This window comes from Nitrososphaerales archaeon (genome assembly GCA_032906765.1).
GTDB lineage: Archaea > Thermoproteota > Nitrososphaeria > Nitrososphaerales > Gagatemarchaeaceae > DASPPF01.
Genome location: JAJTZB010000003.1, coordinates 88,595 through 114,176 on the forward strand (window position 1 = coordinate 88,595; position 25,582 = coordinate 114,176).

General features: G+C 58.4%; 34 protein-coding genes and 2 tRNA genes. 16 read left to right on the forward strand and 20 right to left on the reverse strand.

Going from position 1 to position 25,582, the window contains the following annotated elements:
- Positions 1–41 precede the first annotated feature (41 nt).
- The 3 genes from sufC to LYZ69_04175 form a co-directional block, all read right to left on the reverse strand.
- Positions 42–821: a Fe-S cluster assembly ATPase SufC gene (sufC, locus tag LYZ69_04165; protein MDV3277646.1), complete on the reverse strand. Its 780-nt coding sequence runs from the start codon at positions 819–821 to the stop codon at positions 42–44.
- Between the two features lie 61 nt (positions 822–882).
- Positions 883–1,365: a GAF domain-containing protein gene (locus LYZ69_04170; protein MDV3277647.1), complete on the reverse strand. Its 483-nt coding sequence runs from the start codon at positions 1,363–1,365 to the stop codon at positions 883–885.
- Between the two features lie 33 nt (positions 1,366–1,398).
- Positions 1,399–2,106 (reverse strand): aquaporin, encoded by a 708-nt coding sequence (locus LYZ69_04175; GenBank protein MDV3277648.1) that lies wholly within the window; start codon positions 2,104–2,106, stop codon positions 1,399–1,401.
- 110 nt (positions 2,107–2,216) lie between these two features.
- Between LYZ69_04175 and LYZ69_04180 the strand changes: the two genes are divergently transcribed.
- Together LYZ69_04180 and LYZ69_04185 are read left to right on the forward strand one after the other, a co-directional pair.
- Positions 2,217–2,684 (forward strand): hypothetical protein, encoded by a 468-nt coding sequence (locus LYZ69_04180; GenBank protein MDV3277649.1) that lies wholly within the window; start codon positions 2,217–2,219, stop codon positions 2,682–2,684.
- A gap of 49 nt (positions 2,685–2,733) precedes the next feature.
- Positions 2,734–4,380, forward strand: coding sequence for a TCP-1/cpn60 chaperonin family protein (locus LYZ69_04185; GenBank protein MDV3277650.1), 1,647 nt, complete (start codon positions 2,734–2,736; stop codon positions 4,378–4,380).
- A gap of 11 nt (positions 4,381–4,391) precedes the next feature.
- On the opposite strand, the gene LYZ69_04190 is transcribed toward LYZ69_04185, so the two are convergent.
- Together LYZ69_04190 and LYZ69_04195 are read right to left on the reverse strand one after the other, a co-directional pair.
- The gene (locus LYZ69_04190) at positions 4,392–5,345 is read right to left on the reverse strand and encodes an ornithine cyclodeaminase family protein (protein MDV3277651.1); all 954 of its coding nucleotides are present in this window, start codon (positions 5,343–5,345) and stop codon (positions 4,392–4,394) included.
- Positions 5,346–5,350: 5 nt separating this feature from the next.
- On the reverse strand, positions 5,351–5,593 hold the full coding sequence (locus LYZ69_04195) for a hypothetical protein (GenBank protein MDV3277652.1): 243 nt from the start codon (positions 5,591–5,593) through the stop codon (positions 5,351–5,353).
- Between the two features lie 64 nt (positions 5,594–5,657).
- On the opposite strand from LYZ69_04195, the gene LYZ69_04200 reads away from it, so the two are divergent.
- From LYZ69_04200 to LYZ69_04215, 4 genes are read left to right on the forward strand one after another with little or no spacing between them, the layout of a single operon-like run.
- Positions 5,658–5,930: a hypothetical protein gene (locus LYZ69_04200; GenBank protein ID MDV3277653.1), complete on the forward strand. Its 273-nt coding sequence runs from the start codon at positions 5,658–5,660 to the stop codon at positions 5,928–5,930.
- Complete coding sequence (locus tag LYZ69_04205) at positions 5,902–6,390, forward strand: DUF371 domain-containing protein (protein MDV3277654.1); 489 nt, start codon at positions 5,902–5,904, stop codon at positions 6,388–6,390. The genes LYZ69_04200 and LYZ69_04205 overlap by 29 nt, the downstream gene beginning before the upstream one ends.
- Before the next feature lies 1 nt (position 6,391).
- Positions 6,392–7,336 carry a hypothetical protein gene (locus tag LYZ69_04210; GenBank protein MDV3277655.1) on the forward strand — a complete coding sequence of 315 codons (945 nt, stop codon included), beginning with the start codon at positions 6,392–6,394 and terminating at the stop codon, positions 7,334–7,336.
- 42 nt (positions 7,337–7,378) lie between these two features.
- The gene (locus LYZ69_04215; protein MDV3277656.1) at positions 7,379–7,594 is read left to right on the forward strand and encodes a hypothetical protein; all 216 of its coding nucleotides are present in this window, start codon (positions 7,379–7,381) and stop codon (positions 7,592–7,594) included.
- On the opposite strand, the gene LYZ69_04220 is transcribed toward LYZ69_04215, so the two are convergent.
- Positions 7,591–8,340 (reverse strand): 3-oxoacyl-ACP reductase FabG, encoded by a 750-nt coding sequence (locus LYZ69_04220; protein ID MDV3277657.1) that lies wholly within the window; start codon positions 8,338–8,340, stop codon positions 7,591–7,593. The genes LYZ69_04215 and LYZ69_04220 overlap by 4 nt on opposite strands.
- A gap of 43 nt (positions 8,341–8,383) precedes the next feature.
- On the opposite strand from LYZ69_04220, the gene LYZ69_04225 reads away from it, so the two are divergent.
- Positions 8,384–8,962, forward strand: coding sequence for a class I SAM-dependent methyltransferase (locus tag LYZ69_04225; GenBank protein MDV3277658.1), 579 nt, complete (start codon positions 8,384–8,386; stop codon positions 8,960–8,962).
- Positions 8,963–8,964: 2 nt separating this feature from the next.
- On the opposite strand, the gene LYZ69_04230 is transcribed toward LYZ69_04225, so the two are convergent.
- The 8 genes from LYZ69_04230 to LYZ69_04265 all read right to left on the reverse strand — a co-directional run bounded on the left by LYZ69_04230 (position 8,965) and on the right by LYZ69_04265 (position 14,810).
- Complete coding sequence (locus tag LYZ69_04230; GenBank protein MDV3277659.1) at positions 8,965–9,474, reverse strand: HEAT repeat domain-containing protein; 510 nt, start codon at positions 9,472–9,474, stop codon at positions 8,965–8,967.
- A 46-nt stretch (positions 9,475–9,520) separates the two neighbouring features.
- The gene (locus LYZ69_04235; GenBank protein MDV3277660.1) at positions 9,521–10,684 is read right to left on the reverse strand and encodes a PLP-dependent aspartate aminotransferase family protein; all 1,164 of its coding nucleotides are present in this window, start codon (positions 10,682–10,684) and stop codon (positions 9,521–9,523) included.
- A complete protein-coding gene (locus LYZ69_04240; GenBank protein ID MDV3277661.1) occupies positions 10,671–12,044 on the reverse strand; it encodes a cystathionine beta-synthase in 1,374 nt (457 codons plus the stop codon). Before LYZ69_04240 ends, LYZ69_04235 begins: the two co-directional genes overlap by 14 nt.
- A 150-nt stretch (positions 12,045–12,194) precedes the next feature.
- Positions 12,195–12,854, reverse strand: coding sequence for a hypothetical protein (locus LYZ69_04245; protein MDV3277662.1), 660 nt, complete (start codon positions 12,852–12,854; stop codon positions 12,195–12,197).
- Between the two features lie 71 nt (positions 12,855–12,925).
- The gene (locus tag LYZ69_04250) at positions 12,926–13,324 is read right to left on the reverse strand and encodes a nuclear transport factor 2 family protein (GenBank protein ID MDV3277663.1); all 399 of its coding nucleotides are present in this window, start codon (positions 13,322–13,324) and stop codon (positions 12,926–12,928) included.
- A gap of 383 nt (positions 13,325–13,707) precedes the next feature.
- Positions 13,708–14,076 carry a hypothetical protein gene (locus LYZ69_04255; GenBank protein ID MDV3277664.1) on the reverse strand — a complete coding sequence of 123 codons (369 nt, stop codon included), beginning with the start codon at positions 14,074–14,076 and terminating at the stop codon, positions 13,708–13,710.
- Positions 14,054–14,209, reverse strand: coding sequence for a hypothetical protein (locus LYZ69_04260; protein ID MDV3277665.1), 156 nt, complete (start codon positions 14,207–14,209; stop codon positions 14,054–14,056). Before LYZ69_04260 ends, LYZ69_04255 begins: the two co-directional genes overlap by 23 nt.
- 499 nt (positions 14,210–14,708) lie before the next feature.
- Positions 14,709–14,810, reverse strand: a tRNA-Lys gene (locus LYZ69_04265).
- Between the two features lie 285 nt (positions 14,811–15,095).
- On the opposite strand from LYZ69_04265, the gene LYZ69_04270 reads away from it, so the two are divergent.
- Positions 15,096–16,043 carry a hypothetical protein gene (locus tag LYZ69_04270; protein ID MDV3277666.1) on the forward strand — a complete coding sequence of 316 codons (948 nt, stop codon included), beginning with the start codon at positions 15,096–15,098 and terminating at the stop codon, positions 16,041–16,043.
- Positions 16,044–16,057: 14 nt separating this feature from the next.
- Here the strand turns inward: LYZ69_04270 and LYZ69_04275 are convergent.
- Positions 16,058–16,162, reverse strand: a tRNA-Lys gene (locus LYZ69_04275).
- A gap of 87 nt (positions 16,163–16,249) precedes the next feature.
- Between LYZ69_04275 and dph5 the strand changes: the two genes are divergently transcribed.
- Together dph5 and LYZ69_04285 are read left to right on the forward strand one after the other, a co-directional pair.
- Positions 16,250–17,290, forward strand: coding sequence for a diphthine synthase (gene dph5 / locus LYZ69_04280; protein MDV3277667.1), 1,041 nt, complete (start codon positions 16,250–16,252; stop codon positions 17,288–17,290).
- Between the two features lie 3 nt (positions 17,291–17,293).
- Positions 17,294–17,896 carry an FAD synthase gene (locus tag LYZ69_04285; protein ID MDV3277668.1) on the forward strand — a complete coding sequence of 201 codons (603 nt, stop codon included), beginning with the start codon at positions 17,294–17,296 and terminating at the stop codon, positions 17,894–17,896.
- On the opposite strand, the gene LYZ69_04290 is transcribed toward LYZ69_04285, so the two are convergent.
- Positions 17,893–18,546 carry an RNA-binding protein gene (locus LYZ69_04290; GenBank protein MDV3277669.1) on the reverse strand — a complete coding sequence of 218 codons (654 nt, stop codon included), beginning with the start codon at positions 18,544–18,546 and terminating at the stop codon, positions 17,893–17,895. The two genes, LYZ69_04285 and LYZ69_04290, sit on opposite strands and share 4 nt — an antisense overlap.
- Before the next feature lie 57 nt (positions 18,547–18,603).
- Between LYZ69_04290 and LYZ69_04295 the strand changes: the two genes are divergently transcribed.
- From LYZ69_04295 to LYZ69_04310, 4 genes are all read left to right on the forward strand, one after another.
- The gene (locus tag LYZ69_04295) at positions 18,604–19,515 is read left to right on the forward strand and encodes a DMT family transporter (protein MDV3277670.1); all 912 of its coding nucleotides are present in this window, start codon (positions 18,604–18,606) and stop codon (positions 19,513–19,515) included.
- Between the two features lie 217 nt (positions 19,516–19,732).
- Entirely contained in the window at positions 19,733–20,218 is a 486-nt protein-coding gene (locus LYZ69_04300; protein ID MDV3277671.1) for a hypothetical protein, read from the forward strand.
- Between the two features lie 40 nt (positions 20,219–20,258).
- Positions 20,259–20,519 carry a hypothetical protein gene (locus LYZ69_04305; protein ID MDV3277672.1) on the forward strand — a complete coding sequence of 87 codons (261 nt, stop codon included), beginning with the start codon at positions 20,259–20,261 and terminating at the stop codon, positions 20,517–20,519.
- Complete coding sequence (locus LYZ69_04310) at positions 20,516–20,662, forward strand: hypothetical protein (protein MDV3277673.1); 147 nt, start codon at positions 20,516–20,518, stop codon at positions 20,660–20,662. The genes LYZ69_04305 and LYZ69_04310 overlap by 4 nt, the downstream gene beginning before the upstream one ends.
- A gap of 9 nt (positions 20,663–20,671) precedes the next feature.
- Here LYZ69_04310 and LYZ69_04315 read toward each other — a convergent pair whose 3' ends face one another.
- On the reverse strand, positions 20,672–21,031 hold the full coding sequence (locus tag LYZ69_04315; GenBank protein MDV3277674.1) for a hypothetical protein: 360 nt from the start codon (positions 21,029–21,031) through the stop codon (positions 20,672–20,674).
- Positions 21,032–21,117: 86 nt separating this feature from the next.
- Entirely contained in the window at positions 21,118–21,606 is a 489-nt protein-coding gene (locus LYZ69_04320) for an acyl-CoA thioesterase (protein MDV3277675.1), read from the reverse strand.
- A gap of 56 nt (positions 21,607–21,662) precedes the next feature.
- On the opposite strand from LYZ69_04320, the gene LYZ69_04325 reads away from it, so the two are divergent.
- On the forward strand, positions 21,663–22,274 hold the full coding sequence (locus LYZ69_04325) for an MBL fold metallo-hydrolase (GenBank protein MDV3277676.1): 612 nt from the start codon (positions 21,663–21,665) through the stop codon (positions 22,272–22,274).
- Here LYZ69_04325 and LYZ69_04330 read toward each other — a convergent pair.
- Complete coding sequence (locus LYZ69_04330; protein MDV3277677.1) at positions 22,246–23,232, reverse strand: threonine/serine dehydratase; 987 nt, start codon at positions 23,230–23,232, stop codon at positions 22,246–22,248. The genes LYZ69_04325 and LYZ69_04330 overlap by 29 nt on opposite strands.
- Positions 23,232–24,257, reverse strand: a complete 1,026-nt coding sequence (fen, locus tag LYZ69_04335) for a flap endonuclease-1 (GenBank protein ID MDV3277678.1) — start codon at positions 24,255–24,257, stop codon at positions 23,232–23,234. The genes LYZ69_04330 and fen overlap by 1 nt, the downstream gene beginning before the upstream one ends.
- A gap of 124 nt (positions 24,258–24,381) precedes the next feature.
- Between fen and LYZ69_04340 the strand changes: the two genes are divergently transcribed.
- Positions 24,382–25,575, forward strand: a complete 1,194-nt coding sequence (locus LYZ69_04340) for a transposase (protein MDV3277679.1) — start codon at positions 24,382–24,384, stop codon at positions 25,573–25,575.
- Positions 25,576–25,582 lie beyond the last annotated feature (7 nt).

Consider the following 25,582-nt stretch of genomic DNA (forward strand, 5'->3'; position numbering starts at 1 on the left):
TCACTGTCGATATAACATAGGTTATTAGCATGATAAAAGCGTTATGGGATTGGATGCTGTACCTCCTCCTCTTCCTTGTACCCAGTGATCCAGTTGTATCCCCTCTCCTCCAGAAGCCTTGACAGGTCTTCGCTCCCTGACTGGATTATCCTCCCCTGGTACATGACGTGAACGAACTGGGGCTTCACGTACTTCAGGATCCTCTGGTAGTGCGTAATCAGCAGGATTCCGGTTTCCGGGCCCGCGACCTTGTTGATTCCTTCGGCGACGATCCTGAGCGCGTCGATGTCTAGGCCCGAATCTGTCTCGTCGAGGACCGCGAACTTCGGCTGCATCAGGGCCATCTGGAGGATTTCCGCCCTCTTCTTCTCGCCTCCTGAGAAACCTTCGTTCAGATACCTAGTGAGGAACGAATTGTCCATGTCGAGCATCTTCAGCTTCTCCGCCACTGCTTCCCTGAAGTCGAAGATGGTGGGCGGCTCCTTCGGGTTTGTTGTGTGAGAGGCGTTGAAGGCCGCCCTCAGGAAAGAGAACATGCTTACGCCTTGGACGGAGACGGGGTACTGGAACGCAAGGAAGAGCCCCCTCTTGACCCTCTTGTCCGTGCTGAGGGCCAGAACGTTTTCGCCGTCAATCAGGACTTGGCCCGACGTCACGTGGTACTTCGGGTGGCCGAGTAGTGTGTACGCGAGCGTGCTCTTGCCGGAGCCGTTCGGCCCCATGAGTGCGTGGGTCTCGCCCTGCTGAACGGTCAGGTCGACTCCCTTCAGAATCTCCTTGCCCTCCACGGACGCGTGGAGGTCCTTGATCTCCAGTTTCATTGGCTAGCTCGAACACCGCCCCAGTGTATTTAAATTTATAACATAGGTTATGGAAGAAGGGTCAACCGAGGGCGCGTTCGCTGATCTTCTTCGCGACTGCCTCGAGGAACTCTCTGTCAATGCTGGAGAACGCGTCGAGATACTCGCTGTCGATGTCAATCTCCCCGATAACCTTGCCAGAATTGAAGATGGGGACGACGATCTCCGCCTTCGTCGAGAGGAAGCACTTGAGGTACCTCGCATCCTTGCTGACGTCGGAGACGATCTCAGTGTGCCCCGCCTTCGCGGCATAGCCGCAGACGCCCTTGCCAATTGGTATCCGCACATGTTCTGTCGCGGCCGGACCGGACCAAGCGTCCAAGACCAAGTCCTGACCATCGACGAGGTAGATGCCCACCCAGGAGTATGCGGGAACTGCGCTGTTGAGCAGCTTGACGATCTGGTCGCGCACCGTTCGACCATTGCTGGAACCCAGATTCGAGTCCAGACGGGCCAGAACCTCCTTGGCCTGCTCCCTGCCCAGTTTCATGGTGGTCGCCTTCATCGAATCTTTGCGCCCTACCCCAGTCGTATTTATCTACGCTGCCGAGGTCCAGCCTTTGCCCTCAACAGCGTATCTGTATGCGAGGGCGGCTAAGATGGCACCGGCGATCGGCCCAACCCAGTAGATGTACCAGTAGCCTGGCAGGAACAAACCAGCGATCATGGGCCCCATCGCTCTTGCCGGGTTCATTGCTGCCCCAGTGAACGGGCCTCCTGTCAGAACGTCTACCAGGACGGCCAAGCCGATTCCGAGACCGCCAATCTTGGGAGCACGCGAATCGACAGCTGTGCCGAAGATTGCGAAGACGAGGACGAAAGTCATTATCAGTTCAATGAGAGTTCCCTGAGCAACCGTGACCGACCCCGCGAGCGTCGGCGCGCCCCAGTGGGCAGCGTTCCCAAAGGCCGCGGGAAACGAGGCCGTCAGGGCCAGCCCGGCCAGGATGGCGCCGGCCAGCTCCGCGATGACATATGGAAGGACTTCTCTTGCTTGCAGCTTTCTTGCGACGAAAAGGCACAGCGTCACCGCGGGGTTGAGCGAGCCGCCCGAAACAGCCATTGTGGCGGAGACGGCCATCGCGAGACCGAGGCCGTTTGCGAGCGCAGCGATAAGGAGGGACGCCGCTGAATCGGTTATCCCGAGGGCACTAGTTGCGACGGCCGAACCCACGCCCACCAGCACGAACACGAAGGTGCCGAGGAACTCGGCTGCAACTTTCGTTCGAAGCCCTGCTCCGGACATTGCCGATTCCGAGCGTCCTGGAAGTCTCTTTAAACTTGCGTGTGGCCGCTCCTCGAAAGGCTTTTCCCAACCGCGCCGAGCAATGCTGAATCTTGCACGGGAGCAGAGTTTTGGCCGTCGTCCTCTCGGTCGCCTTCATCGCTGCCTTGGCTTCGTACTCTTACCTCGCGCAGAGCAGATTCAATCCAAACCCCCTAACGACGACGTTCACGGCCGCGACCACCTGCTCTGCCGGGTCTGGAGCCTGCCCCGGGTACGAGATCACCTCAGCAAGTCTCTCTGTGAAGACCATCACGGAGGCCGACGTGAACAGCCAGGAGCTGACCCTTGGAATCAAGGCGACAGGGAATACCTCGATGGACAGAATCAAGGTGTTCATCGCAAACGTGTCGCTCGGCAGTGTCGCCGGCCCGTTCGAGCCCGGGGTCGCCAAGGTCGTCGGCGTAGCGGTGCCCACCACTATTGTCCTAAACCCTGGCCAGAGATACGAGGTGGTGGTGGAGGGAATCTACGTCAACGCCGCCACGGGCGCCGTCTCGGGTGAATACTGGCAGTCGGTCGTAGTGGCAACGGGATAGCGAACAATTCTTATATACAACGCAGGGTTGTAGACCCTCAGTAATCTAGATGTCAGCAACAGGACAGCAAGTAATCATACTGAAGGAGGGCGCGGGCGAGACTCGAGGAAGAGAGGCACAGAGGAACAACATTGCCGCAGCGAAGCTCATCGCCGAGCTCGTGAGGACATCCCTGGGACCGAGGGGGATGGACAAGATGCTCGTCGACTCGATGGGCGACGTGACGATAACGAACGACGGGGCGACGATGCTGAAGGAGATAGACGTGCAGCACCCGGCCGCCAAGATGATGGTCGAGATCAGCAAATCGACGGACAACGAGGTGGGAGACGGCACGACCTCCGCAGTTGTCGTGGCCGGAGCCCTGCTCGAGAAGGCAGAGGAGCTGATAGACAAGGAGGTCCACCCAGTGGTGATCGTGGAAGGCTACTCGAGGGCTGTGGAGAAGGCCCTGGAGATACTCGAGAAGATCGCCGAGAGGGTCGACCCGAAGAGCAGACAGGACCTGCTCAAGATAGCCACGACGAGCATGATGACCAAGCTAGTGAACGAGGACGCGCCTCACCTCGCAGGTGTTGTCGTGGACTCAATCCTGATGATCTTGGAGGAAGCCGGCAAGGGCTTCAGGGCAGACATAGACAACGTCAAGGTCGAGAAGAAGGCCGGTGGATCAATCACCGACTCGCAGCTGATAAAGGGAATGGTGATGGACAAGGAGGTCGTCCATTCGGGAATGCCGAAGAAGGTCGAGGAGGCGAAGATTGCCCTGGTCAACTCGCCACTTGAGATAGAGAAGACAGAGTTCTCTGCGGAGATCAGGATCAACGACCCGGAACAGATGCAAAAGTTCATGGACGAAGAGACCAGCATGCTGAAGGGCATGGCTGAAAGGGTCATCTCGGCAGGCGCGAACGTGCTCATCTGCCAGAAGGGCATCGACGACCTGGCTCAGCACTTCCTGGCGAAGGCCGGTGTCCTCGCGGTCAGACGCGTGAAGGAGAGCGACATGGGCAAGCTGGCGAAGGCGACCGGGGCCAGGATGGTGACCAACCTCGAAGACCTTACGTCCAGGGACCTCGGTTATGCAAAACTCGTCGAGGAGCGGAAGCTCGAGGAGGACAAGTGGGTCTTCATCGAGGGATGCAAGAACCCGAAGGCGGTGACAATCCTCGTAAGGGGAGGCACACAGCGCATAGTCGACGAGGCCGAGAGGGCGCTCCACGATGCCCTGATGGTCACGAAGGACGTTGTTGAGAACCCAGCCATAGTTGCAGGCGGTGGAGCCCCCGAGGAGGAGGTGGCGTGCCAGATACGGACGTGGGCCCAGAAGCTCTCTGGTAGGGAGCAGCTCGCTGCCCTGAAGTTCGCCGACGCGATGGAGTCGATACCAATGACACTCGCCGAGAACGCGGGGATGGACCCCATTGACACGCAGGTTGACCTGAGAGCCAGGCATGCCAAGGAGGGCAAGTGGTTCGGGGTTGACGCGCTCAGCGGCAGGGTCGCTGACATGTACGCGAAGTCGGTTGTCGAGCCTCTGGCAGTCAAGCTCCAGATTCTGCGCGCCGCAACTGAAGCCGCGTCGATGCTCCTCAGAATCGACGACGTGATAGCGGCTGGCAAGACGAGGGCACCGCCAATGCCTCCAGGCGGAGGCGGGATGGGTGGCATGGGCGGAATGCCGCCGATGGGCTAGAGCGTCGCGACCTATACGCTTCCGAACTCGAACTTGTGGTCTGGGCCTAGACCCGCTTTGACAGCCTTGTCGTAGATGAGACTCGCGACCGCCACGTCCTCGATGGCGACACCGTTCGACTTGAAGAGGGTGGGTCTCTCCTGTCTTACTCCTCCTGCCACAATGTCCTTCAGCTCCACGACCCTGTCCCAAGTGAGGAGACCGCTCTGTTCTGCGAGGATCAAGTCGCCGGCTTCGACCCTCGACTGGGCAAGGTCGTCGACGGCCACTGTCTTGAACCAAGACACCGCGTCGGGTGCAGCCTCGGCTCTTCCTGACGTATTCGAACCGCACAAGTTAACATGAGCCAGATCGCGGACGACCTTTCTCGTGAGGAATGGCCCGCCCGACGTTGTAATCGCCGTGGCGACATCCGAGGAGCTGGCCGCTCCTTCGACCGCATCCGCTGAGGTCGCCCGAAAGCCGAGCCTGCCGAGGTCACGGGCGAAGGACTCCCTGTGCTCGCGCGTCGGGCTCCAGACTCTTACGGCCTCCAGGGAGGCGACCTCAGCCATCGCGAGGACCTGGGTCAGCGCCTGCTTACCGGAGCCGAAGACAGCGAGCCGGAAACGCTTCGAGCCGAAGAGGAACTTGGTCGCTACTGCCGAGGCAGCACCCGTCCTGTATCTACCTAGGATGTCGGCACCCATCACGGCCAAGGGCTGCCCGTCGTCCAGCGAGAAGAGGATGAAGAGGAACCTCACGCCCTTCCTAGAGCTTAGGTAGCTCTTCACACCTGCCCTTCCGAGATAAGGCAGCGAAGCGTGCATAACGTTCAGGACGGCCCCCTGGGCAACCGACCGAGTCCGGGGCGAGTTTACTGCCCGAACGCCCGCCTGCTGCCTGAAGCACTCCTCAACAGCCGGGACGACGTCCTTCATCCCGATGTGGTCCTGGACGTCCTTCTCGGACAGAATCAGCGTCAACTGGTCTAGTGCTCTTCCTTGTGCCCTTCAGTCTCGGGCTTGCCCCACCGGCCCACCTTCGGAAGGCCCTTGCTCCTGAACAGGGACATGCCCTGCTGGTACCGCTGGAGCTCTACCTCGAGAAACCTGATGTCGGACATGACGCCGGCCAGCTCCTTTTCCTTCCCCCTCTTCCCCCTCAACTCTGCGGCCTTGGCCTTCTTCTCCTCGACCATGCCCGAGAGAAGCTGTTCGTACTCGGTCGTCATTCCCGTAACCTCGCCACGGTCGTTCGGCCTAAGCTAAAAAAGGATTCCAAGAGAGCGGGGTGGCATGCGCTCCCAGTTGCTCGTGGCCGGTATCATGGTCGCGTTGATGGGTGCTGCTTTCTATCTGCTCGAGGTACCGCTCGTATACTTCTGGAGCCTGCCCTTCCTGGTAGGCGGAGGTCTGATGGCAGCAGCCAGCCCCTTCCTCCCCGAGCGGGCTGGCCCAATCGAGCCTCCAGAGGGCTACAGGTTCTGCGCATTCTGCTCGACGCCAGTCCCCCTCGCCTCCGACAGGTGTCCCCGCTGCAATGGTCTCCAGCCAAGAGGGGGACGGTGACATGAAGTCGAGCCGCAGAAGGGAGGCAGGGCAGACACCAAAGCTGGCGGAGAGGATAGGATTCCGCGGTCACCCGATGGTGCTTGCGCTCCACCCGACGACAATCGAGGTCACGACTGAATCGCACCTGACTAGGAAGGGGGACTGCATCGTAGGAGTTGGCTCGGACGCAGGGTGCGCGGGCCTGAGCGAAGGGACCAAGGAGGCGCTCAGGAGGGACGGCGCAAGGGTCGTACTCAGGTTCGTGGTGGCTGGAGAGTCATTCGTCGTCAATGCGGAGGGCGACAGCAGGCTGACGTTCACGCACCCGCACGACATGGTGATACGAAAGAGCGACTTCATCAGCGACAGGACTCTGGCCGTGAGGGCGAGCGCAGCCGCAAAGGATATGCCGCGCAGGATGGTGGAGGCGCTCAGGGGAGAAGGGACGACCGGGTATCTCGAAATCGGTGTGGTCTGAGTTGACGAGATACCGTGCCGAGGCATTCACGATGCAGGCGCTGGTGAAATACCACGGGCTGAAGGACTGGAAGCTCAGACTTCCTTACCATGATAGCATATCGGCGAACACAACGTGCATGAAGACAGAGGCGACGATCACAGATGAGAAGAGAGGCGGCGTGTACCTCGGAGGCGTGCAGAACGAATCGGCCAACGTGCGTCTGGAGGCTGTGGTCCAGAGGCTAGCGCCCGGCAGGCACGTGAAGGAATTCAGGGTGGACAGCAGGAACCTGCCTGTGGGCAGAGCGAAGGGAATCGGCTACTCTTCGTCCGCCGGAGCGGCGCTCACGGTCCTGTGCCAGAGGTTGCTTGTGGGCGGCGAACCTGATATGAGGGAGATGTCGAGGGCGGCTAGGCTCTTCGCCGCCTCGGCGTCCAGGTCCTTGGTCGGAGGTTTCTCGAGGCTCTACGCGGGCAAGGGAGACGATGACACGTATGCAGAAAGGTTCGCCGATGCGAGGGACATGGACCTGAGGATGGTAATCGTCCCTCTGCCCTCTAGCGTCAGGACGGAGGACGCCCATACGGAGGTGCTGACATCGCCGTTCTTCGAAGCGAGGATTGCCTCCGCCCAGAAGAGGTGCGACGACATGGAGAAGTCAATCCTTGGGAACGACCTCGATGCCTTGGGAGTTCTCGCAGAGAGGGACACCCTTGAGCTGCACAGCCTCACAATGACCGGAGAGAACAGGATGATAATCATGACAGAGGATTCGCTTCGCATCATACGGAGGGTGAGGCAGCTGAGGAACGACGGAGTGCAGGCGTACTTCTCGCTTCAGACCGGACCGTCGGTCTTCGTCAACACCTCGGAGAGGGACGAGAGGAAGGTGTTCTCGGCAGTGACGAAGCTCGGTTACAAGGCGTACCTGTCGAAGGTTGGCGGCGAGGCAAGGCTTCTCTAATCCGGGAACGGTTAATACGCCCGCGGCAGCCTTTCGCGTGCGATGCCTGCGAGGGTCAGGAGCCTGGCAGATTACTTGCACGAACTCGAAAAGACAAAGAAGGAGAAGCCAGAGCAGGTGAAGGAAGCCCTCGAAATCTATCTGGACCTCTGGAAGCGCGCCATTGCCAAGGGGATAGTCCTACCGGCCGACGAGATCGAAAGGGCGCTTTCGAAGATCGAGGAGAGTGGCGGCCTGTACAAGGCAGCTGAGGACTAGTGCGCGACTTCGCCGCCGTCTATGACGATTGACTGCCCACTGATGTACGAAGACTCGTCGCTCGCCAAGAAGAGAGCCAGGTTCGCAGCGTCGCGGGGCCTGCCGAACCTCTTGAGAGGTATGCCAGACAAGTAGTACTCCTTCTGCTTCTTGCTGAGCCAGTCAACCCAAGTAGTCTCGAAGGACCCGAAGAGCATGCAGTTGACCCTAATCCTTGGAGCGAGCATCTTGGAGAGCATCTTCGTCATCGAGACGACCGCCCCCTTGGCAGATGCGTACACAAGCCCCTCTATGTCACCGACCAGCGCCGGCGTCGATGCGATGTTGACGACGGAGCCGCCCTTCTTCATCAGCCTGACTGCAGCCTTCGTGCACAGGAATGTTCCGAACGCGTCGACCGCGAAGACGCGTTCCCACATCTTCAGGGTCGTGTTCTCAAGCTTGGGGTTCCACACGGATGGGTCGGCGAGACCCGCGTTGTTGACGAGGATGTCCAGCCCGCCGAACCGACCCCGAATCTCCTCGAACATCCGTCTGACGCTCGCCGGGTCTGAGACATCCGCCCCGATTGCAACAGCCTTCCCTCCGGCCTTCCGGACGGACTTCACGACCTTCTCTGCGTCCAACTTCGACGACCTGTAGTTGACGACGACGGTGGCGCCCTCCCTCGCGAAGAGCTTCGCGATCTCCGCGCCAATGCCCCTAGACGAGCCTGTGACCAGAGCGCGCCTTCCTGAAAGCCTCAAGAGGTCTGGCAGACTGCTGGGCCAGTCTTAAGTTTTTGAAGTGATGAGTCACGTCGGGAAGGTATTAGGCTGGGACTGTCTAGGCACGGACGTGAAACTCTCCTTCGTAGAGAGGTTGAGGACAGCTCGGGAGGACCCGTACGCCCTGCTGGGCAGGATTGGGATTGCGAAGGGGATGCGCGTGGCGGATTTAGGAGCGGGAAAGGGTCTGTACACGCTTGTGGCCGCAGAGCTCGTCGGTGGCGTGGGCTGGGTCTACGCGGTCGAACCTGATACCGCCAGGTCCGCGCTGATTGGTAGGAGGGCAGCGGGCGGGGGGTTCGCTAACATCACTGTCTTGAAGACACGCGCGGAGGACATGTCTGGAATCCCCGACTCGGGCGTCGACTTCGCCTTCTCGCTCAACGCGCTTCACCACTTCGAGGACAGGGACGCTGCGCTCTCGGAGGCAAAGAGGATTCTCAAGAAAGACGGGAGGCTCTACGTCAGGGACATGGTTTGGAACATGTGGTTCAGGCACGGGACTCGAAAAGAAGATGTAGGATCTATTGCTGCGGGCGTGTTCACCAACGTCAAGGTCAACCTGACTGCAAGGAAAGTAGAGATAACGTTCACGAAGTAGTCTCAGGGCCTGGGAGCCCTGTCCTTCGCTGAGGCACCCACGGAGTACTTCTTCAGGAACTCGATGTTGAACAATGACGCACGAGCCGAGTTGCTGACGATTGCCTCCTTGTCCGAGAGCGCCTTCCGGAGGGCCTTCTCCGCCGAGGCGTTCCCTATCGAGCCAAGGGCTGCGGCGGCCTCATGCCTCACTATCGGATTGCTGTCGGTCAGCGTTGCCTTCTCGAGCGCCTCGATTGCAGCGGAGAGTCCCATCTGACCGAGCGAGAAGGCTGCCTCGTGCCTCACGAGCGGGTCAGGGTCGTGGAATAGTACGTCTGAAAGTGTGGGTATCGACTTCTCGGACCCGACGTCCGCAAGGATGCAGACGGCGTGCACGCGCAGCACAAGGCTCGGCTCCTCCCTCAGGACCTTGACGAAGTACGACTCGTCCTTGTGCGAAAAAGCATCCTCCATCCCTCGCATGACTGCCATGCAGTGCGCCTCATCGTCTACTATTGTGCGCGTGTACATTCGGAACGGCCATGGCGCTTCTGTCTATAAACAGCACGGCTGCCGGCTAGGCCAGGGCATTCCGGAGGTCCGCCACCAGGTCCTCTGGGTCTTCCACGCCCACAGAAAGCCTCAACAGGCCGTCTCCGATGCCGAGCCTTCTCCGCTCCTCTAGAGGGACGCTTGCGTGCGTCATCAGCGCCGGGTGGTCGACGAGTGACTCGACGCCGCCTAGGCTTTCTGCGAGTGAAAAGACCTTCAGCCTTCGCGAGAACCTCCTGACGCTCGGCAGGCCGCCGCGCAGCTCGAAGGACAGCATGCCTCCTCCCGACCTCATCTGCCTTGCGGCGAGAGCGTGCTGGGGGTGGCTGCCCAGGCCCGGGTAGTAGACTCGGGCGACCCTCCTGTGCCCCTCCAGGAATCGAGCCACGCGCTCCGCGTTCGAACTGTGCCTCTCCATGCGGAGGTGGAGTGTCTTTGAACCCCTGAGGGTGAGGAAGCAGTCGAAGGGCGAGGGGACCGCTCCTACTGCGTTCTGGTTGAACTTGATCTCCTCGAAGATTCTCCTGTCGGACAGCATCACTGCTCCGCCGACTACGTCGCTGTGCCCGCCTATGTACTTCGTAGTGCTGTGGACGACGATGGTCGCGCCGAGGTCGAGCGGGTTCTGGAGGTAAGGACTGGCGAAAGTGTTGTCCACGACCGCATAGGCATGTCGCTTCCTCGCCAACCTTGAAATCACTCGTATGTCGCAGATTCTCATCAGAGGGTTCGTCGGGCTCTCGAGCCAGACAAGCCTCGTGTTGGGCCGCAGCGCTGCCCCGACCCTCCTGGGCGACCTTGCGTCGACGTACGAGAACTCGACGCCGAACTTCGCGAACGTCTTGTTGAAGATTCTCCTCGTTCCACCGTAGAGGTCGTCGCAGGCGACCACGTGGTCCCCCTTCTTCAGGAGCGAGAGCAGGATGGTGGATTCTGCAGCCATCCCAGAGGAGAAAGCCAAGGCGTACCTCGCGTTCTCGAGTGAGGCGAGCCTCCTCTCGAGGGCGTGTCTCGTCGGGTTTCCTGTTCTCGAGTACTCCAGACCCTTAGGGGGTTTGCCAATCGATCTCCTAGCGAAAGTGGACGAGAGGTGAATCGGCGCAACAACATCGCCCGCAGCTCCAAAGTCAGGCTCCTCGCCATCGTGGACAGTCCTCGTACCGAACCTCAACGGCCTATCTCTTGGCAAGATAGTTTATCACGTCTATGGTCGTTATTATGCCTACGACCTTCGGGCCGTCGATGACTGCAACCGCATTCTTATCCTTGAGCAGGCTGCCAAGGTTGAGCATGGTCCCTCCTTTCTCCACTGTCGGGAGAGGTTCGTCCATTATCTCCTCGACTCGCACACTCCCCAGAGCTCGCTTGGACGCGGCCTTCCCCACTACGGATGCCCCAGAAATGCTCCCCACTTGGACGCCGTTCACCAAGACGGGTAGCTGCGAGATGTCGTGCCTGGTCATCAGCCCTATCGCCGTCATCAGGCTGTCGCGAGGTCCCACTCCCACGACGCCGCGGAGTTTCACCGGCTTCGACCTGAGCACAGCGTCAACGGGGACCCTGCTCTCTCTTGCCCTCAGGTATCCGTGCTCCTTCATCCAGTCGTCGTTGTAGAGCTTGTTCAGGTAGCTCCTCCCTGTATCTGGGAGGATGACGACAACCGTCTTCGACTCGTCGAGGCCCCTCGCGACCTTCAGCGCGGCGTAGACCGCGGCCCCCGAGGACCCGCCGGCTAGGATGCCCTCCTCGCGGGCCAGGCGCCTGGCGGTCAGGAACGCCTCCTTGTCGGAGACCGTCACGACCTCGTCGATCACGCTCATGTCGAGAGTCGAAGGGATGAAGTCCTCGCCTATCCCTTCGGTCTTGTAGCGACGCGGGGCGGCCTCTCTGCCGTAGAATCGGGCAGCGATGAGGGAGCCCTCCGGGTCGGCCGCCACGACCTTCAGTCCCGGCTTCTTCTCTTTCAGGAACCTGCCCGTCCCGGTGATTGTTCCTCCTGTTCCAACCCCGGCGACTAGGACGTCAACGCTGCCACCAGTCTGCTGCCAGATCTCGGGACCTGTCGTCGCGTAGTGGGCCTTCGGGTTGGCCATGTTCTCGTACTGGTTCGGCATGAAAGCATGTGGAATCTCCTTCGCGAGCCTCTCAGCCACCTTGACGTGGCTGGCAGGGTGGTCGAAGGGGACGTTCGAAGGAGTCACCCTGACCTTCGCTCCAAGAGCCCTAAGGAGGTCAATCTTGTCCCGGCTCATCTTGTCGGGCACAGTGAAAACGATCTTGTAACCCCTCAAGATCGCTGCGAGCGCGAGGCCCATCCCTGTGTTGCCAGAAGTGGGCTCCACAATCGTGTACCCAGGTCTGATAACGCCGTCCGCCTCCGCCTCGCGGATCATCGCAATCCCGATCCGGTCCTTCACGCTGCCTCCAGGGTTGAAGAACTCGAGCTTGGCGTACACCTTCGCCTTGATTCCCTTCGTCACCCTGTTGAGCTTCACGAGGGGAGTGTCGCCGATGAGTTGGACAACGTCGTCCGCCACACCAGACCTCAAGCTAAACCGTGCAACCTCCAGGTGCAGTGAGAGATAAACTGGGTGGTCAATCGGTGACTTCGTGGGATACGGTGGTGAAGTGTCGGATGCGAGGGAGGTGTCTGAATGGACCGAGGAGACTTCCGCGAACTGAATGTCAGAATCGGTCTCTCATCCGAGCATAGTCATGTCGGACTCGCTCTGAACAGCAATCTGGGCAAGCGAACGGTTGGTCACCGCGGAGAAATCGTAATCATTCGCATTGTATCCCCCCTTGGAATACTCATCGCTGTGTTTGATCAACAGCCAAGTCTCCTTATTTCCTCCAAATCCCTTCGTACGGATCAACGCGAAGGACCCTTGCAGCTTCTTCCCGTAGAGACGGAATTTCATGTTCCCCTCTTCCATGCTCTTGCGGGCGACCCTGTCCGCTTCTTTCCGGTCTGTGATTTCTTTCCTCACGCCTTTGCCCAGCTCAACTTCAGGGTTGTAGGTCCCCTCGTCCCAGATCATGACAGGCCCTGCCCCGTACCCACCTTTCGAGATGACTCCTTCGAAGCGACTGTACTCCAGTGCGTGGTCGCCGGTCGGCATCGCTAGCCTCTTCACGCCGCTGTCGAGTGTCGGACCTTTGGGTATGGACCATGATGGCATCACGCCTCCTATCTCGAGCCGGAAATCGTAGTGGAGCGACGTTGCTTTGTGCTTCTGAACGACGAAGACGAGTTGGCCTTCCTTCGGACCTGCATTCACGGCAATCCATGCCTGCGTGACCGAAGGATAAGGGCTTGGCGTGAACCTCTGCACGAGTGCGAGCCTAAAGACCCCCACTCTTTGTGAAAAGCGGGCCTTGTGAGACTCACCCTAGAATGGGTCCGAAAGTGGATCGAGCGAGCTGCCTGTCAAGCCCCGACCCTGGATTCATTTTTCTCCATGATCTCCTGAGGTATTCTTGTATCGCAGTACACGCTCCATTCCTTTATCCGACCCCGGTGCGTCACTGCTCTCCATGCAGCCGGGATCCGCCAGTGGCTTCTTGGTTTACGGCCAGCGTATGTTCCGCTCGCAAAGCCTAGGACTACGAAAGTGTTTCCAAGACTGTATGTTTCTTTGATTTCGATCTTGTAGTCTGGAAACCACTTGAAGTATCCAATCCACCCACTTCTCATGGGTTCTCTGCCCGAGACGACCCCACCGACGGCGTCCGTGAACTTGTGATTCTCTGTCATGAGATCAACCATTCCGTCCACATTGTGATCATTGATAAGTCGGATGAACTTCCGCAGAGCTGTCTCGCTCACTTCGATTCTACTTCCTCGCTCGTCGCTCTCGTCATGTTCTTCCGAATGGAACCGTATTTAGCCCTAAGCAGTTCCGCGTCGTCTTGCTCTGTTCTTCCCTTAGTTGCCATTGTCGCACCCGTCTTGTATCCTAGATCTGCAGTTGTCCAGACGTATTGACTTGCTCAAGACGGCCTAGCTTCTACCGACTATCGCCCCCAAGTGATAGCTGGCCCGGTGGGGTCCGCCCCCAAACAGGTCCAGAAAATGGATTCCGAGACTACTTGCCCAGCACAGCCCCGACATCATCGTTGGACCGAGGTAAAGTCCGTGAGAATCCAATGACGCCTCCAGGGGCGTCCCGCCGAGGGCGAAGTGAACCATTACAACTCATTCTTTGTTTCCTAAAATGGCAACTTTCCAGCAAGAAATGGTCTTATGACTAGATCCCAAGGGGACGCTATCCTTTCTTCATCCACAATTACGGTACAGCTAGGGCTGTTTGCTGCGTGAACCCATCCCTCTGCCACATCATGGTCGCCACTCAGATTCGTGACGGGGCTCAGGAAAGGAGAGACGAAATGCTCAATAGGCATTTCTAGCAACGCATTAGGATCGTCTCTGAGCAATTGAAAACCATCTGGTGAGAAGAGGGCACGCATGATTTCTCTTTCAGTGCAGCAGTAGAACCTCTTCCTTCTCTGGATTACTAGCCTCCTCACTCTGTGTCGCATCATGAACCTGAACACTTCAATCAGGAGGTTCTCCTCCATTCACTTGCTTCAGCTTCGATGAGACTTCCTTCAGGCTGATTCCAATTGACTTCGTCTTTCCTGCAAGGGACTTGATCATGTCGAGGAGAGAAAGCAGGCCCACGGGCTTGTTCTTGTCGTCCAGGAACAGCAAGTTCCCAAACCTGTTGGCGACTATGAGACTGAGGGCCTTCGTGCATTCGTCATCGAACCGAATCGTAGGAAGCGGTGACGGTGGGCTAAGTCTTGCCGCTCGCCCTACTTGTATCCAAAGCTGACTGTACAATTCCTCCAGTTTCGATTCCAAAATGAGATTCACTAACTGATAACCATAAATCGATTCGAACTTGCCTTTTCCACCATTGATGATCGCACATGGTACGCCTCTTGCCGCCAAAAGCGTCCCGATTGAAATCAAGAAGTCTTTCTCGCTGATGATCACTGGCGGTGGCACGATGGAGTTGCTGAGAAAGTCGCGGCATCTCCAAGACCGACGAGTATCTAACAAATGCGCCTGGCTCCACCGTATGAGAACACGAGGCACTAAAGCCTTCCAACGACCATGGTGGTCCAGTTGTGCGAGGTGAAACCCAGTAATCGTCTGAATCTGGGCCTCCTTTGATAAGAGGGTCCGAATCAGGCTCGCTCTTCAGCGGGCCCGGTGGGATTCGAACCCACGACATGCTGGTCACTCCCAGAAGCTAGCTAAGAGCCAGCCGCTTAGGCCGCTTGCGCTCTAACCTGGCTGAGCTCCCAGCAAGGTGATTATATCCGTCGTCGACATCTTAGTCTTGGCGTGGTGGGGGATGATCCAGGGAAGCGCGGCGCGAGGTGCCATCGGCGGATGCTTAATGCTTCTTCGAATCAACCATGAAGGAAGGCTACGCATACCAACGAACACGTTGTCGCATATTGGGACCGACGCAAAGGTCAGAGCTTCTAACTCTTCTAGATTCCTATCGATCCGGAGTGACGCCAATTCTCAAACTGTATACAGGCTTTGCAAAGGAGCCGTCCACTGGAGACCTTCAGTCCCTCAGTTGATTGGAGAGCCTGGAGAGCTTGTCAAGGTGGGTATCTCGGAGCTTGTTCCCCGAGAATTCGTCAGAAATCTAACAAAGCTTCGTTTCAACAATGAAGTGGGAGCGAGACTCGCGCCCCTGTCGGCGGAAATGAATGATTTTATTGCCGATAACGGAGAATTTCGAGCTAGAGTTCTCCAGCAGCCCGCCGTTGAGGGAACGAGCCAATTTGGAATTAGGGGCCTGTTATCCGAAGATTTCGCAGTATACAACGGCAAACCCAGGCTAGCGTTCAGACTTACAGACAGGTTCAATCAAGCGAGAGAGTTCGCGGTATATCACGACGGCGCAAGTCCCCCCCTTCTTGGTATCAAGGACGGGAGAGAATTCAGGAAGGTCAAACTGATTTTCCACGATGGGATAAGGCTAAGAGTTGTCTACAAGAAATTCAGAGAGTTCAATAGGTCTACTATCTACACCGGAGATTCCTCTCAACTCTATTCCGTTAACATCGGTTCTTCCTTCATCCCTCATCTGAGAAAGGAGAGTACTGCGTTCGCCGTTGACGTAAAACTGAGCCGCAAACTCGAGCACAAAATGCTTGTCGGCGGTACTGCCTACGATCATGGCAGATTGGGAGCGGAGATAGCGTACACCATAGCAAGACGATTGCTTAAGCTGGAGGAAGTCATTATCGCAGAACCGTCCATCGGCGGCAAAGACCTCTACACGATTGATTCGCGCATAGCCATGCAAGCCAGGCTCATCTTTGACTTCACGCAATTTCGTCCGCTCAGTATGAAAGAGGCCTTATCCACCCAGACTGGTCTACTTCTCCGAAAGCTTTCCCAGGACTTCGCCTACAACGCAAGCATGGCCGAGGGATATGCAATCCTTTCCTACGTGGATTCGAATCGAGACCTCAAATCAATTGTGATTAAACGGAGCAGATTCGGTCCAAACTAGAAGGTTGAAGCGCACGGGCCTGGTGGGATTCGAACCCACGACATGCTGGTTAAGAGCCAGCCGCTTTGGTCGATTTCCTCTAACCTGGCTTCTCGCGCATCGCTCTGAGCCACAGGCCCGCAGCTTCAGAGCACCCGGTAAGGTAGATATTTACTTTCTCGACAGATTCATGCATTTAATAGAGATGAGGAGACCTTCGAGAACCAATGGGCTCTCTGACATTTGTCGGCCTCGGCCTGGGCCCCAAAGGCGTGAGCCTGGAAGGTCTTGTGGAGCTGAGGACGGCCGACGAGGTGTTTCTGGAGTATTACACCACGCCCCACGACCCTGCGCTCGTGGGTGAGCTCGAAAGGCAGAGCGGCAGGCACCTCACAATCGTCGACAGGGCGTTCGTGGAGGACGGGAGGTCGCTGCTGGCGGCTGCGAAGTCAAGGAAGGTCGTGCTCGCTGTCCCTGGCGATCCGATGATAGCCACGACGCACGCCGAGCTGAGGGTCAGGGCAATCAGGGCGGGCATAGAAGCGAGGGTCGTGCACGGCGTCACCATCGCCTCGGCAGCGGCGAGCGCATCGGGGCTCCATTCTTACAAGTTCTCGAGGACTGTGACCATCACGCGAGAATCGGTCAAGAGGCTCTCTCAGGCATATCAGATTCTGCACGAGAACCTTCTCGAGGGGGCGCACACCCTGCTCCTCCTGGAGTTCGATGTGGAGAGGGGCGAAGGAGTCACACCGAACGAGGCGATTCGGGGGCTCCTCGCTGCCGAGGCGGACTTCAAGCGAGCTGTTGTCAGCACCAGCTGCTTCGCGCTCGTGCTTAGCCGGGTGGGGAGGGTCGATGCCTCGTCCAGGGCAGGGACCCTTGCGGAGTTGGAAGGTTTCGACTATCTTCAGCCTCCCCACTCAGTGATAATCCCAGGGAAGCTGCACTTCACGGAGGTCGAATCGATAGCCGCAATCTTCTCCTTGGACGCTGCGAAGATACACGGGAATTCTGAATCAGTCAAGCGCACGGCTGAGACGCTCGTCCCGCGATACGTCGAGAAGACGAAGAAGGCGCTGGCATCCGTCAGGAGCAAGCTCGGACCAGAATACGACTCGGTCGTGGAGAACGCAGAACTCTACATCAAGGACGCGGAGAGCTTCCTGTTAAAGGGAGACGACGAACTTGCGATGCTCAGTGTTGGCTACGCAGAAGGACTTTTAGACTCGCTGAACTTCGCTGGCGTAGTCAAGATAGACTGGTAGAAATTGAACGAGAAGCGAATCCTGGGGGAAATCTTTGCGCTCAAGGTGGCGGACGGAAGGGCAACGCAGAAGGCGCTCTGCGCCAGGCTGGGCGAGGACGCAGGCCAGGTAGAGAAGGCTGTCTCAGCCCTGCGCGCTCGGCGGCTGGTTGAAGGGAGCCCCAGAGGCCTGAGACTGACCGACAAGGGGAGGGCCAAGGTCAAGGTTGTCTTCATCGGGGGCAGCTTCGAGTTGATTCATCCCGGCCATCTTCACACGATCCTGCAGGCGAAGAATCTTGGAGACGTTCTGGTTGCTGTAGTGGCTAGGGACACTACAATCAGGAGGAGGAAGCACAGGGAGCCCATCACCACCGAGAACGAAAGGCTGAACCTCCTCTCCTCCCTGCGGGCCGTCGACGCCGCGATGCTCGGCGTCGAGGGGGACATCTACGTGACTCTCGAGAAGGTGAAGCCAGACGTGGTAGCGCTCGGCTACGACCAGTACCATGCCGAAGAGGAGATAGCGAAGGAGGCGGCGAGGAGGGGGATGCGGCTGAGGGTATTCAGGCTTCGGCCCGCGACGACAATAATCAAGACGTCCAAAATCATCGAAGCGCTGAGCTAGCGCCTTCTGAGCTTCTTGTAGACCCTGTCCATTGAGGAGATGAGCGTCTCCCTTCTCGCCTCTTCAGTAAGGAGACCCCTCGTGTCTTCGACGAGCATCCTCGCGACGTCAATCTTCCTTCTGCTGCCACCAAGGACGTGGTCGTAGACAGCCAAAGGAGAGCATGTGGAGTAGAGCGTCTCCATGTGGCCGAAATACTCCTTCGCCTTCACGATCTTCCCGTCCATGATCGAGTCGAGGACGAGCCGCTTCAGCTCGCCCACTGTGTCTAGGAGTCCCAGGACGTATGCCTCGTGCGAAGAGTCAAGGGAGCTCCTAGACGGCAGACGTTTTCCCCTAGCCAGCGCACAGACGGAAGAGGCCTCGACGAACTCCGCCTCCGGTGATACGAGGTACCGAGCGAGTTGCCCCGACCCCGCCTTCTTCAGCGCTTTGAGGAGGGAGCGGGCTCTGCCCAGTTCCTTCTCCGCTTCCGCCAGCTTACCGTTGTGGACGTTGACGATTGCCCTTGAGCAAGAGGATATCACGTCGCGGCTCTCCTTCAGCAGCCTGTCCCTTCGGCCTGACTGGTCGAGCAAGTGCTTCTCGACCTCCCTCATCGATTCACGGAGTCCTTCCATGTCGTACTGCTCCGCTGCCCATGCTGTCATAAGCTTACCCTTCACCCCTCAAACGCTTATCAGAGGAAGGTTGGGCTGCCGGAGAGAGTGCGAAGGGACAGGACTGTAGCACTTGCCCAGACGACGGTCACCGCAGTGCTCTGGGGCACCTCCTTCCCTGTCATTTCCGTGGCGATAAGCTCTGGACTCGACCCGAGGACGTTCGTCTTCCTGAGGTTTGCTATAGCCGCGCCAGTGATGCTGGCAGTCGCCGGACTCTACGGCAAGGGGACGAGGAGGCTCCTTCGTTCGAGGGCAGTCTGGGTGATTGGGCTTTTCAACGCGACCGGATTCGTTTGCCAGTTCCTCGGCCAGGCCCTCACGACTGCGTCCGTGGCGGCCCTGCTGGTCAACCTGTCCGTCGTCCTGGCTGCGCTCGGGAGCATGCTGTTCCTGCGCGAGAAGATGACCACGGTAAGAGCGTCGGGTGTTGCGTTCGCCTTCGCCGGGACCGCCCTTCTTACCACCAACGGGGACCTCTCTGGTTTGACTGGCGGGCAGTTGCTCGGTGACGCGCTTTACCTGCTCGCAGCCGTCGCTTGGGCGGGATACATAGTGTATGCGAAGAAGAAGACGGACGAGAAAGACTGGGACCCTCTCGCTGTGTCCGCCTGCATCGTGGCGGTCACCGCCTTCCTCGTCTTCCCTGTGGCGTTGACCGCTGGGCTGAGCTTCGCACTCTCTACCGCGTCATGGGAGGCTGTACTCTACACAGCTGTTTTCAACACCGCTATCCCGTTCGCTCTGTATCAAGCGGGCCTCAGGTACCTGACAGCAACTTCGTCGGCGATTGTGCTGATGCTCGAGATTGTCACGGCTGTCGCAATCTCAACTCTCTTTCTCGGCGAGGTGCTGGGTGTGGCCTCCTGGACTGGCGCTGTCCTTGTCTTAGTTTCAGTGCTGCTGGTTTCGGGGTTCGAAATCAGCGGAAAGAGCCTATCGGTCTATCAACGTAGGTAACGGTCAACTTACAATGCTCTCGGGGGCAATTCAATTTCAATCTCCTCCCTGCTCAACCACTTGAAGGTCAGTCGATAGTTTATCCCCTCATGAAACAAGTGAAGGCGTACCCCTGCATGGCTGAGAATCACGAAGACAGTGACGTCAGCTAATGACGCGACCCCGATCTGGCTGGAGGACGCTAGAGATCAAGTGCTCTGCGTGTGGTAAGTTCTTCTTGAGAAAGCTCGATTACAGAGAAAGGTTCTGCTCCGATTCTTGTCGGAGGAAGAAGGCGACAGAACGGCACAGAAAATATACTGAAGCCAACAGAGAGCACATGAGGGAGTACGAGAAATCGCGGAGGCTCCGCCTGTGGGGCGCTTCGAGCCCGGAGAAAGCGAGAAAAGCGGAGGTTCTTGCTTTTAATACAGTCTTGCCGAAGATTGGATTTGCAGAGATCTATGATGCGACCCGAGTCAGGAGATTCATCCCATTCGACTTCGCCGCAACATACGAAGGGGAAAGGGTCTTGATTGATGTGACAACGGCGATATCGAAGAGCAATCAATACCACCGATCTGCTTTGTCCCTGGCCGATGCTCTAAGGATGAGACTTTACATCCTATTCATCAAGCCTGACTTGGCTGCCTATGCTCTTAAGCTAGGCATGCGCCACCCTGGCCCCACGTGTTCACCCAAGGAATTGATTCCAGTTGGTTAACCGTCGTTACACTAGGGGCCGCGCGAAAGAGTATCGGAGCATGGAGATACTCAGGAAGGACGGCTGGTTGGTTTCTCGAAGCGCCGCGTCGCACGGCGCGGTCGATGTTTTTGCTGCAAAGGACGGCAAGATGCTGCTGATTCAGGTGAAGAGCGGCAAGGCGAGGGTGAAGAAGGAGGAGCTGGAGGCGCTCGTGGAGTGGGGGAGACAGTCGAGCGGCGATGCCGAAGTGTGGCACTTCAGGGACGGGGGGAAGTTCGAGCGCAGGAGGGTCTACGCTGCGAAGGTGACCACTAAATGAAGGCGAAATGCTACTTCTGCGACACTGAGCTAATCACTGTGGTCCACACGTTCAGGGTTGGCCCAAAGGACGAACCTGTTTGCGAAGAGTGTCAGGCCAAGACGATGAACCGGCAGAAGGCCGAGGAAGAAGAGAAGGGGTAGTAGCTAGAGTCATGCGGAAGCGCAGGTTCTTCTGAGCTGGCGGATCATGCCAGAGATCTCCTCGAAGGCCTCGTCGTTCTCGTCCTTCCGGTAGCACTCGAGCGCCTTTTGGTAGTCATCAAGCGCGGAGAGAGCCCGAATTTCGGGAGGTGAGCCGGGTTCGGCCATTATCAGCCGCCCGGCGACCTCGTACCAGTCACCCGCGTCGCCATACTGCTCGAGCTGGTAGAGGCAGCTAGCGACCCATTCGCACGCGTCGACTCTGTGGGGAGAAGTCAAGAACCTCTCGAACTGTTCCTTGAGCAAGTAGACAGCCGGGTTCCCGCTCCTCATCTTATCCAACTTGAACCTGTCTGAAAAGCTGGCCAATCGCAGGTTAGAACCGGCTGCGCCGTAAGAACGGGAGACTCTACACTTCTTGAGCTCGTGATGAAACCATGAAACCGCGAAACCGCCTATTCCTCTTTGAGTGCAGCGATCTCGGCCTCCCTCAGTTTCTTTCTTGCGACCGCTCGCTTGAAGCGCTTCTTCTCGTCTGGCGTGACGGGGACGAGCTTCGGTATCGTCGTCGGCCTCCCCTTGGCGTCGATGGCCACGTAGGTGAGGTAGCACGACCCTGTGTGCGCGGTCCTGCCCGTCACAGGATCCTGGGTCTCTATCCTGACGCCAATCTCCATCGAGGTGTGGCCGACGTAGTTGACCGAGGCCTTCAGTACGAGGACGTTCCCGACGTAGACCGGGGCGTAGAAGTTCATCCTGTCAATCGACGCAGTGACGCAGTTGGTTCCGGCGTGTCTCCAAGCAACTATGGCTGCGACTTCATCCATGTACCGCATAATCGCGCCTCCGAACACGTTTCCGAGCACGTTCGCGTCCGTCGGCATCATGAGCCTCACGGTTGTCAGGGCTGACTCGGAAACCTTCTTGGCTTTCGGCTTCGCCATCTTGAATCAGACGTGAAGTCAGAGGTTCATAAACATGATACCCCGTCGGTCGACGCATGGGCGGACTGAAACCGCTTCAGCTGAGGGTCGGGACGATGGCGAACTTCGTCTATCTTCTCGTGGACGAGGAGAGCAGGGAGGCGCTCGTCGTCGACTCGGGATGGGAGACGCGCCCGATCGTCCAGGCAGTCAAGGCAGAACGGGCGCGCGTGAAGTACGCCGTCGCGACGCACGAGCACTTCGACCACACTTCGACTCTTCGCGAGCTCGCAACGGAGATCGGTGCCAAGGTGGTCGCGCACTCTGCCTCGCCTGTGGACCACGACGTCTCGGTTGAAGACGGCGAGGAGCTCATGCTCGGGGGCAGGAGGGTAAAGGTGCTCCACACTCCCGGCCACACTCAAGACAGCATCTGCCTTTACGACGGCACAGAGGTGTTCACAGGCGACACGCTCTTCGTCGGGACGATAGGGAGGTTCGATGCGAAAAGCGCGGGGGCCATGTACAACAGCCTCTACAACGTCATTCTGAAGCTGCCCGAGGCGACGGTGGTCTACCCCGGCCACGACTACGGGGAGGTCTCAAGCAGGAGTCTCGGTGAAGAGAGACTGAGGAACCCATTCCTCAGGTCGAAGGACGTCAGGAGCTTCCTCTCAGTCTCCGACTGATGATGCGCTCTAAAAGGGAGACCGAGATGTTGCCGCCGCTAACAACGAGCACCGTCTTCTCGCCCTTCTCGTCCTTGAGCGGACCTCTGAGCGCCGCTAGAGGCGACGCCCCTGCCGGCTCGGCGAGGACGCGTGCTCTTGTCAGCATGTCGTAGACCGCATTTTCTATCTGCCTGTCGTCGACTAGGCCAATCCTGTTGACGTACCTCGTCACAGCCTCGAACGTCAGCTCTCCAGGGATTGCAGCCTGCATGCCGTCTGCTATCGTCTTCTTCGGCTTCACACGCACCATCCTCCCCTCCTCCACTGATTCGTACATCGACGGGATTGCTCTTGTCTCTGCTCCGTAGACGCGGACCGTTCGCAGGGACTGCTTCAGCGCTATTGCCACACCAGATATCAGACCACCGCCGCCGATCGCGACGACTGCAGAGTCCATGTCCGGCGCCTGCCTGGCCATCTCAAGGCCGCATGTCCCTTGGCCGGCTATGACATCCCTGTCGTTGAATGCGTGGACGAAGGTGAGGTTGCGGCGCCGCGCAGTCCTGACTGCGTTTTCGTACGCCTCGTCGTAGCCCCCTCCGTATCTCACAATCTCCGCTTCCTGCTCCTCAATCGCTGTTACCTTCTGAGGGTTCGCGTTCTCGGGGACGCAGATCACTGCCCGGATTCCGAACTTGCGGCTGGCGTACGCGATCGCCAGGCCGTGGTTCCCTGAAGAGGCAGTGATCACACCCCTCTTGAGCGCCGAGTCACTGAGCAGCAGGAGCTTGTTCAGAGCGCCGCGAATCTTGAAGACTCGGATTGGCTGGAAGACCTCCAGCTTGAGGAGCACCTCCCGCCCGAGAAAGGAGGAGAGGCCCGGCGAGCGCTCCAGCGGTGTCGGCGGGATGTGCTCTCTTATCCTGGCCTCCGCTTGCTCGATCTCGCGCAGTCCAGGGAGGGCCGTTGTGGCCATCAGCCGAACCATTTCTCCAGTGTTTCGGACTGCGTTGACCTGGCGGCCTGAATCCTCGCGAGTGCAGCCTGAACGCGTTCAGGAGAGAAGGAGTGCTCCCCGACGAGGAAGGAGACTATCCTCTCGCCGTCAGGAGGCTTCCACTCGGGCATTACGCCCTTGGTAGCCGGAGGGTTGAGGTAGAGCTCCCTTATCGCATTGTAGTTTATCCCGGCCAGCTCGTCCTTCAGCTCCACGATCGACTCCAGCCTTCCGTACCTCTTCAGGTACTTCAGGGCCCTCACCGGGCCGACACCAGGGAATCCTCCTGGGTTGAAGTCAGTCCCGAGGAGAATCGCGAAGTCCACGAGCTGCTCTCTCGTGAGCCCGGTCTCCGAGAGGACTGACGAAAGCGTTATCCTCTCGGGTTGGACGTTGATCACTATTCCTTTGCCGGGGAGCCTGCGCTTTCCCGAGATTGTCACATTCCTGACGAGGACTGGAGACCCGAAGATGAGTGAGTCGTGGTCCTGTGACGCAACGGCATCGACGGTCCCCTCCCCGGCCATGACCGACGCCTGGGCCTCTCCCTCGGAAGGGGCGTCGACCCAAGGTATCCCCATCGCATCGAGGAGTTGCTTCGCGTCCGCCACCATGTCCTTCCTCAGGACAGTTGACGCCTCCGCGAACTTCCTGGCCTGGGCCATGTCGCCCGCCTGTAGCGCTTTCAGGTACATGTCCTTGGCCTCGCGCCTCTGCGCAGAACGCCTTTCGATCTCCTCGGCCTTCATTTCTGGGGGCTTGCCGTCGAAGACGTACACGAGCTTGATCCCCAGCTCGAGCAGGTTGATGTTCCTGTAGAAGAGGCCGCTGATGTGGGAGGTAACTCGACCCTTCGAGTCCTTGAGGTGCTCCCCGTTCGCTCCCCTGATTATGGCGAGGAATTGGTAGAGCGTGTTGTACGCGTCGACCGCGAGCTTCCAGCGGGCAATGTCCGCCAGCTCGATCTTCTCTCTCGGTATCGAGTCGCCCAGGTCAACGCCCATGCCAGACCCGCGCTGGCCGCGGCGGCATTTATTATTTGGCCAATGGGCAGCCCAGCACGTCTAGGGGTGAGATGAAAGCACGATTGGTGGTTAAGTATGCAAAGAATGCTCTTGCATCTAGAATATGCTCTCTGCCTTCAAGTACAGGCTCTACCCCAAGCCCGAGCAGGAGATGCGGCTCAATCGCTCCCTGCTCTTGCTCTGCAACCTCTATAACGACTTGAAGGCCCAAGAGATGAGAAGATACAGGGAAGAGAACAAATCGACATCACTGGCGGCATTCAGGAGGCTTGCGCTCGACGCTCGTAAGCAGAGTGAGGAGCTTCGAGCGGTCCACAGCCAGGTCGTCCAGAACGTAGGCGATAGAATCCATCGGTCGTTCAGGAACTTCTTCGAGGGGAGGGCAAGGTTCCCGATGTGGAAGCAGCCCCACAGGTACAGCTCACTGACATACCCGCAATCGGGGTTCAAGCTCGATTCCCAACTTGGCCTTTGCCTATCAGGGATCGGTTACGTCAGAATCTTCGTCCACCGTCCGCTGCTGGGCAGGGTGAAGCGCCTCACAATCAAGCGAGAAGCAGACGGCTGGTACGCCACTTTCATCGCAGAGCGCGAGGCACCAGCTAAGAGACCCATCGCCGGGATACCCGCCAGCAGGGTCAGAGGTGCAGACCTGGGTCTCGATAAGTTCGTGGTGATGGACGACGCAACCTCGACCGAGTATCCAGAATTCTTGCGACGGTCAGAGGACAAGATCAAGCGCCTGCAGCACCACTTCTCTAGGAAGCACAAGGGCTCGAAGCGTCGCCTCGAGCTCGGGCGGAGGCTCGCTAGGCTCCACCTGCACGTGCGAAGACAGCGCGAGGACTTCCAGAACAAGCTCGTCCACAAGATTTTCGCAGAGAATGATGCCCTCATACTGGAGAAGCTGAATGTTTCCGGCATGCTCCGCAACTACTCGCTAGCCAAATCCATCACGGACGCGTCGTGGGGAAGGTTCGCCCGCAGGGCTATCTTCAAGGCCGAATCGATGGGCAAGCACACAATCTTCGTCGACCCCTGGGGCACGACCCAGTTCTGTCACAACTGCCTCCAATGGGTTCCGAAGGATCTGGCCGAGAGGGAGCACAAGTGCCCCAACTGTGGCGAAACCACACCAAGAGACCTCAACTCCGCTCTTCTCATCAAAAGGCTCGGCACCCCCAGAAGCCCGGCCCCGGACAGGGGCTCGTCACTCGCAGAGCAAGGGTCTCTGCCCTCCCTCAGGGAATGGGCAAGCTCGAGCAGTGAAGCGGGAAGCTCACGACTTCAGTCGTGAGAGGATG

Excerpts from the sequence above, each read along its gene's own strand:
- dph5 (MDV3277667.1), top strand. The coding sequence starts at position 16,250 with ATGGGCTCTCTGACATTTGTCGGCCTCGGCCTGGGCCCCAAAGGCGTG.
- LYZ69_04305 (MDV3277672.1), top strand. The coding sequence starts at position 20,259 with ATGGAGATACTCAGGAAGGACGGCTGGTTGGTTTCTCGAAGCGCCGCG.
- LYZ69_04225 (MDV3277658.1), top strand. The coding sequence starts at position 8,384 with ATGAGTCACGTCGGGAAGGTATTAGGCTGGGACTGTCTAGGCACGGAC.
- LYZ69_04170 (MDV3277647.1), bottom strand. The coding sequence starts at position 1,365 with ATGAAGGCGACCACCATGAAACTGGGCAGGGAGCAGGCCAAGGAGGTT.
- LYZ69_04310 (MDV3277673.1), top strand. The coding sequence starts at position 20,516 with ATGAAGGCGAAATGCTACTTCTGCGACACTGAGCTAATCACTGTGGTC.
- LYZ69_04325 (MDV3277676.1), top strand. The coding sequence starts at position 21,663 with ATGGGCGGACTGAAACCGCTTCAGCTGAGGGTCGGGACGATGGCGAAC.
- LYZ69_04205 (MDV3277654.1), top strand. The coding sequence starts at position 5,902 with ATGGTCTCCAGCCAAGAGGGGGACGGTGACATGAAGTCGAGCCGCAGA.
- LYZ69_04185 (MDV3277650.1), top strand. The coding sequence starts at position 2,734 with ATGTCAGCAACAGGACAGCAAGTAATCATACTGAAGGAGGGCGCGGGC.
- fen (MDV3277678.1), bottom strand. The coding sequence starts at position 24,257 with ATGGGCGTTGACCTGGGCGACTCGATACCGAGAGAGAAGATCGAGCTG.
- LYZ69_04330 (MDV3277677.1), bottom strand. The coding sequence starts at position 23,232 with ATGGCCACAACGGCCCTCCCTGGACTGCGCGAGATCGAGCAAGCGGAG.
- LYZ69_04195 (MDV3277652.1), bottom strand. The coding sequence starts at position 5,593 with ATGACGACCGAGTACGAACAGCTTCTCTCGGGCATGGTCGAGGAGAAG.
- LYZ69_04255 (MDV3277664.1), bottom strand. The coding sequence starts at position 14,076 with ATGGAGGAGAACCTCCTGATTGAAGTGTTCAGGTTCATGATGCGACAC.
- LYZ69_04320 (MDV3277675.1), bottom strand. The coding sequence starts at position 21,606 with ATGGCGAAGCCGAAAGCCAAGAAGGTTTCCGAGTCAGCCCTGACAACC.
- sufC (MDV3277646.1), bottom strand. The coding sequence starts at position 821 with ATGAAACTGGAGATCAAGGACCTCCACGCGTCCGTGGAGGGCAAGGAG.
- LYZ69_04290 (MDV3277669.1), bottom strand. The coding sequence starts at position 18,546 with ATGACAGCATGGGCAGCGGAGCAGTACGACATGGAAGGACTCCGTGAA.
- LYZ69_04175 (MDV3277648.1), bottom strand. The coding sequence starts at position 2,106 with ATGTCCGGAGCAGGGCTTCGAACGAAAGTTGCAGCCGAGTTCCTCGGC.
- LYZ69_04230 (MDV3277659.1), bottom strand. The coding sequence starts at position 9,474 with ATGTACACGCGCACAATAGTAGACGATGAGGCGCACTGCATGGCAGTC.
- LYZ69_04215 (MDV3277656.1), top strand. The coding sequence starts at position 7,379 with ATGCCTGCGAGGGTCAGGAGCCTGGCAGATTACTTGCACGAACTCGAA.
- LYZ69_04200 (MDV3277653.1), top strand. The coding sequence starts at position 5,658 with ATGCGCTCCCAGTTGCTCGTGGCCGGTATCATGGTCGCGTTGATGGGT.
- LYZ69_04340 (MDV3277679.1), top strand. The coding sequence starts at position 24,382 with ATGCTCTCTGCCTTCAAGTACAGGCTCTACCCCAAGCCCGAGCAGGAG.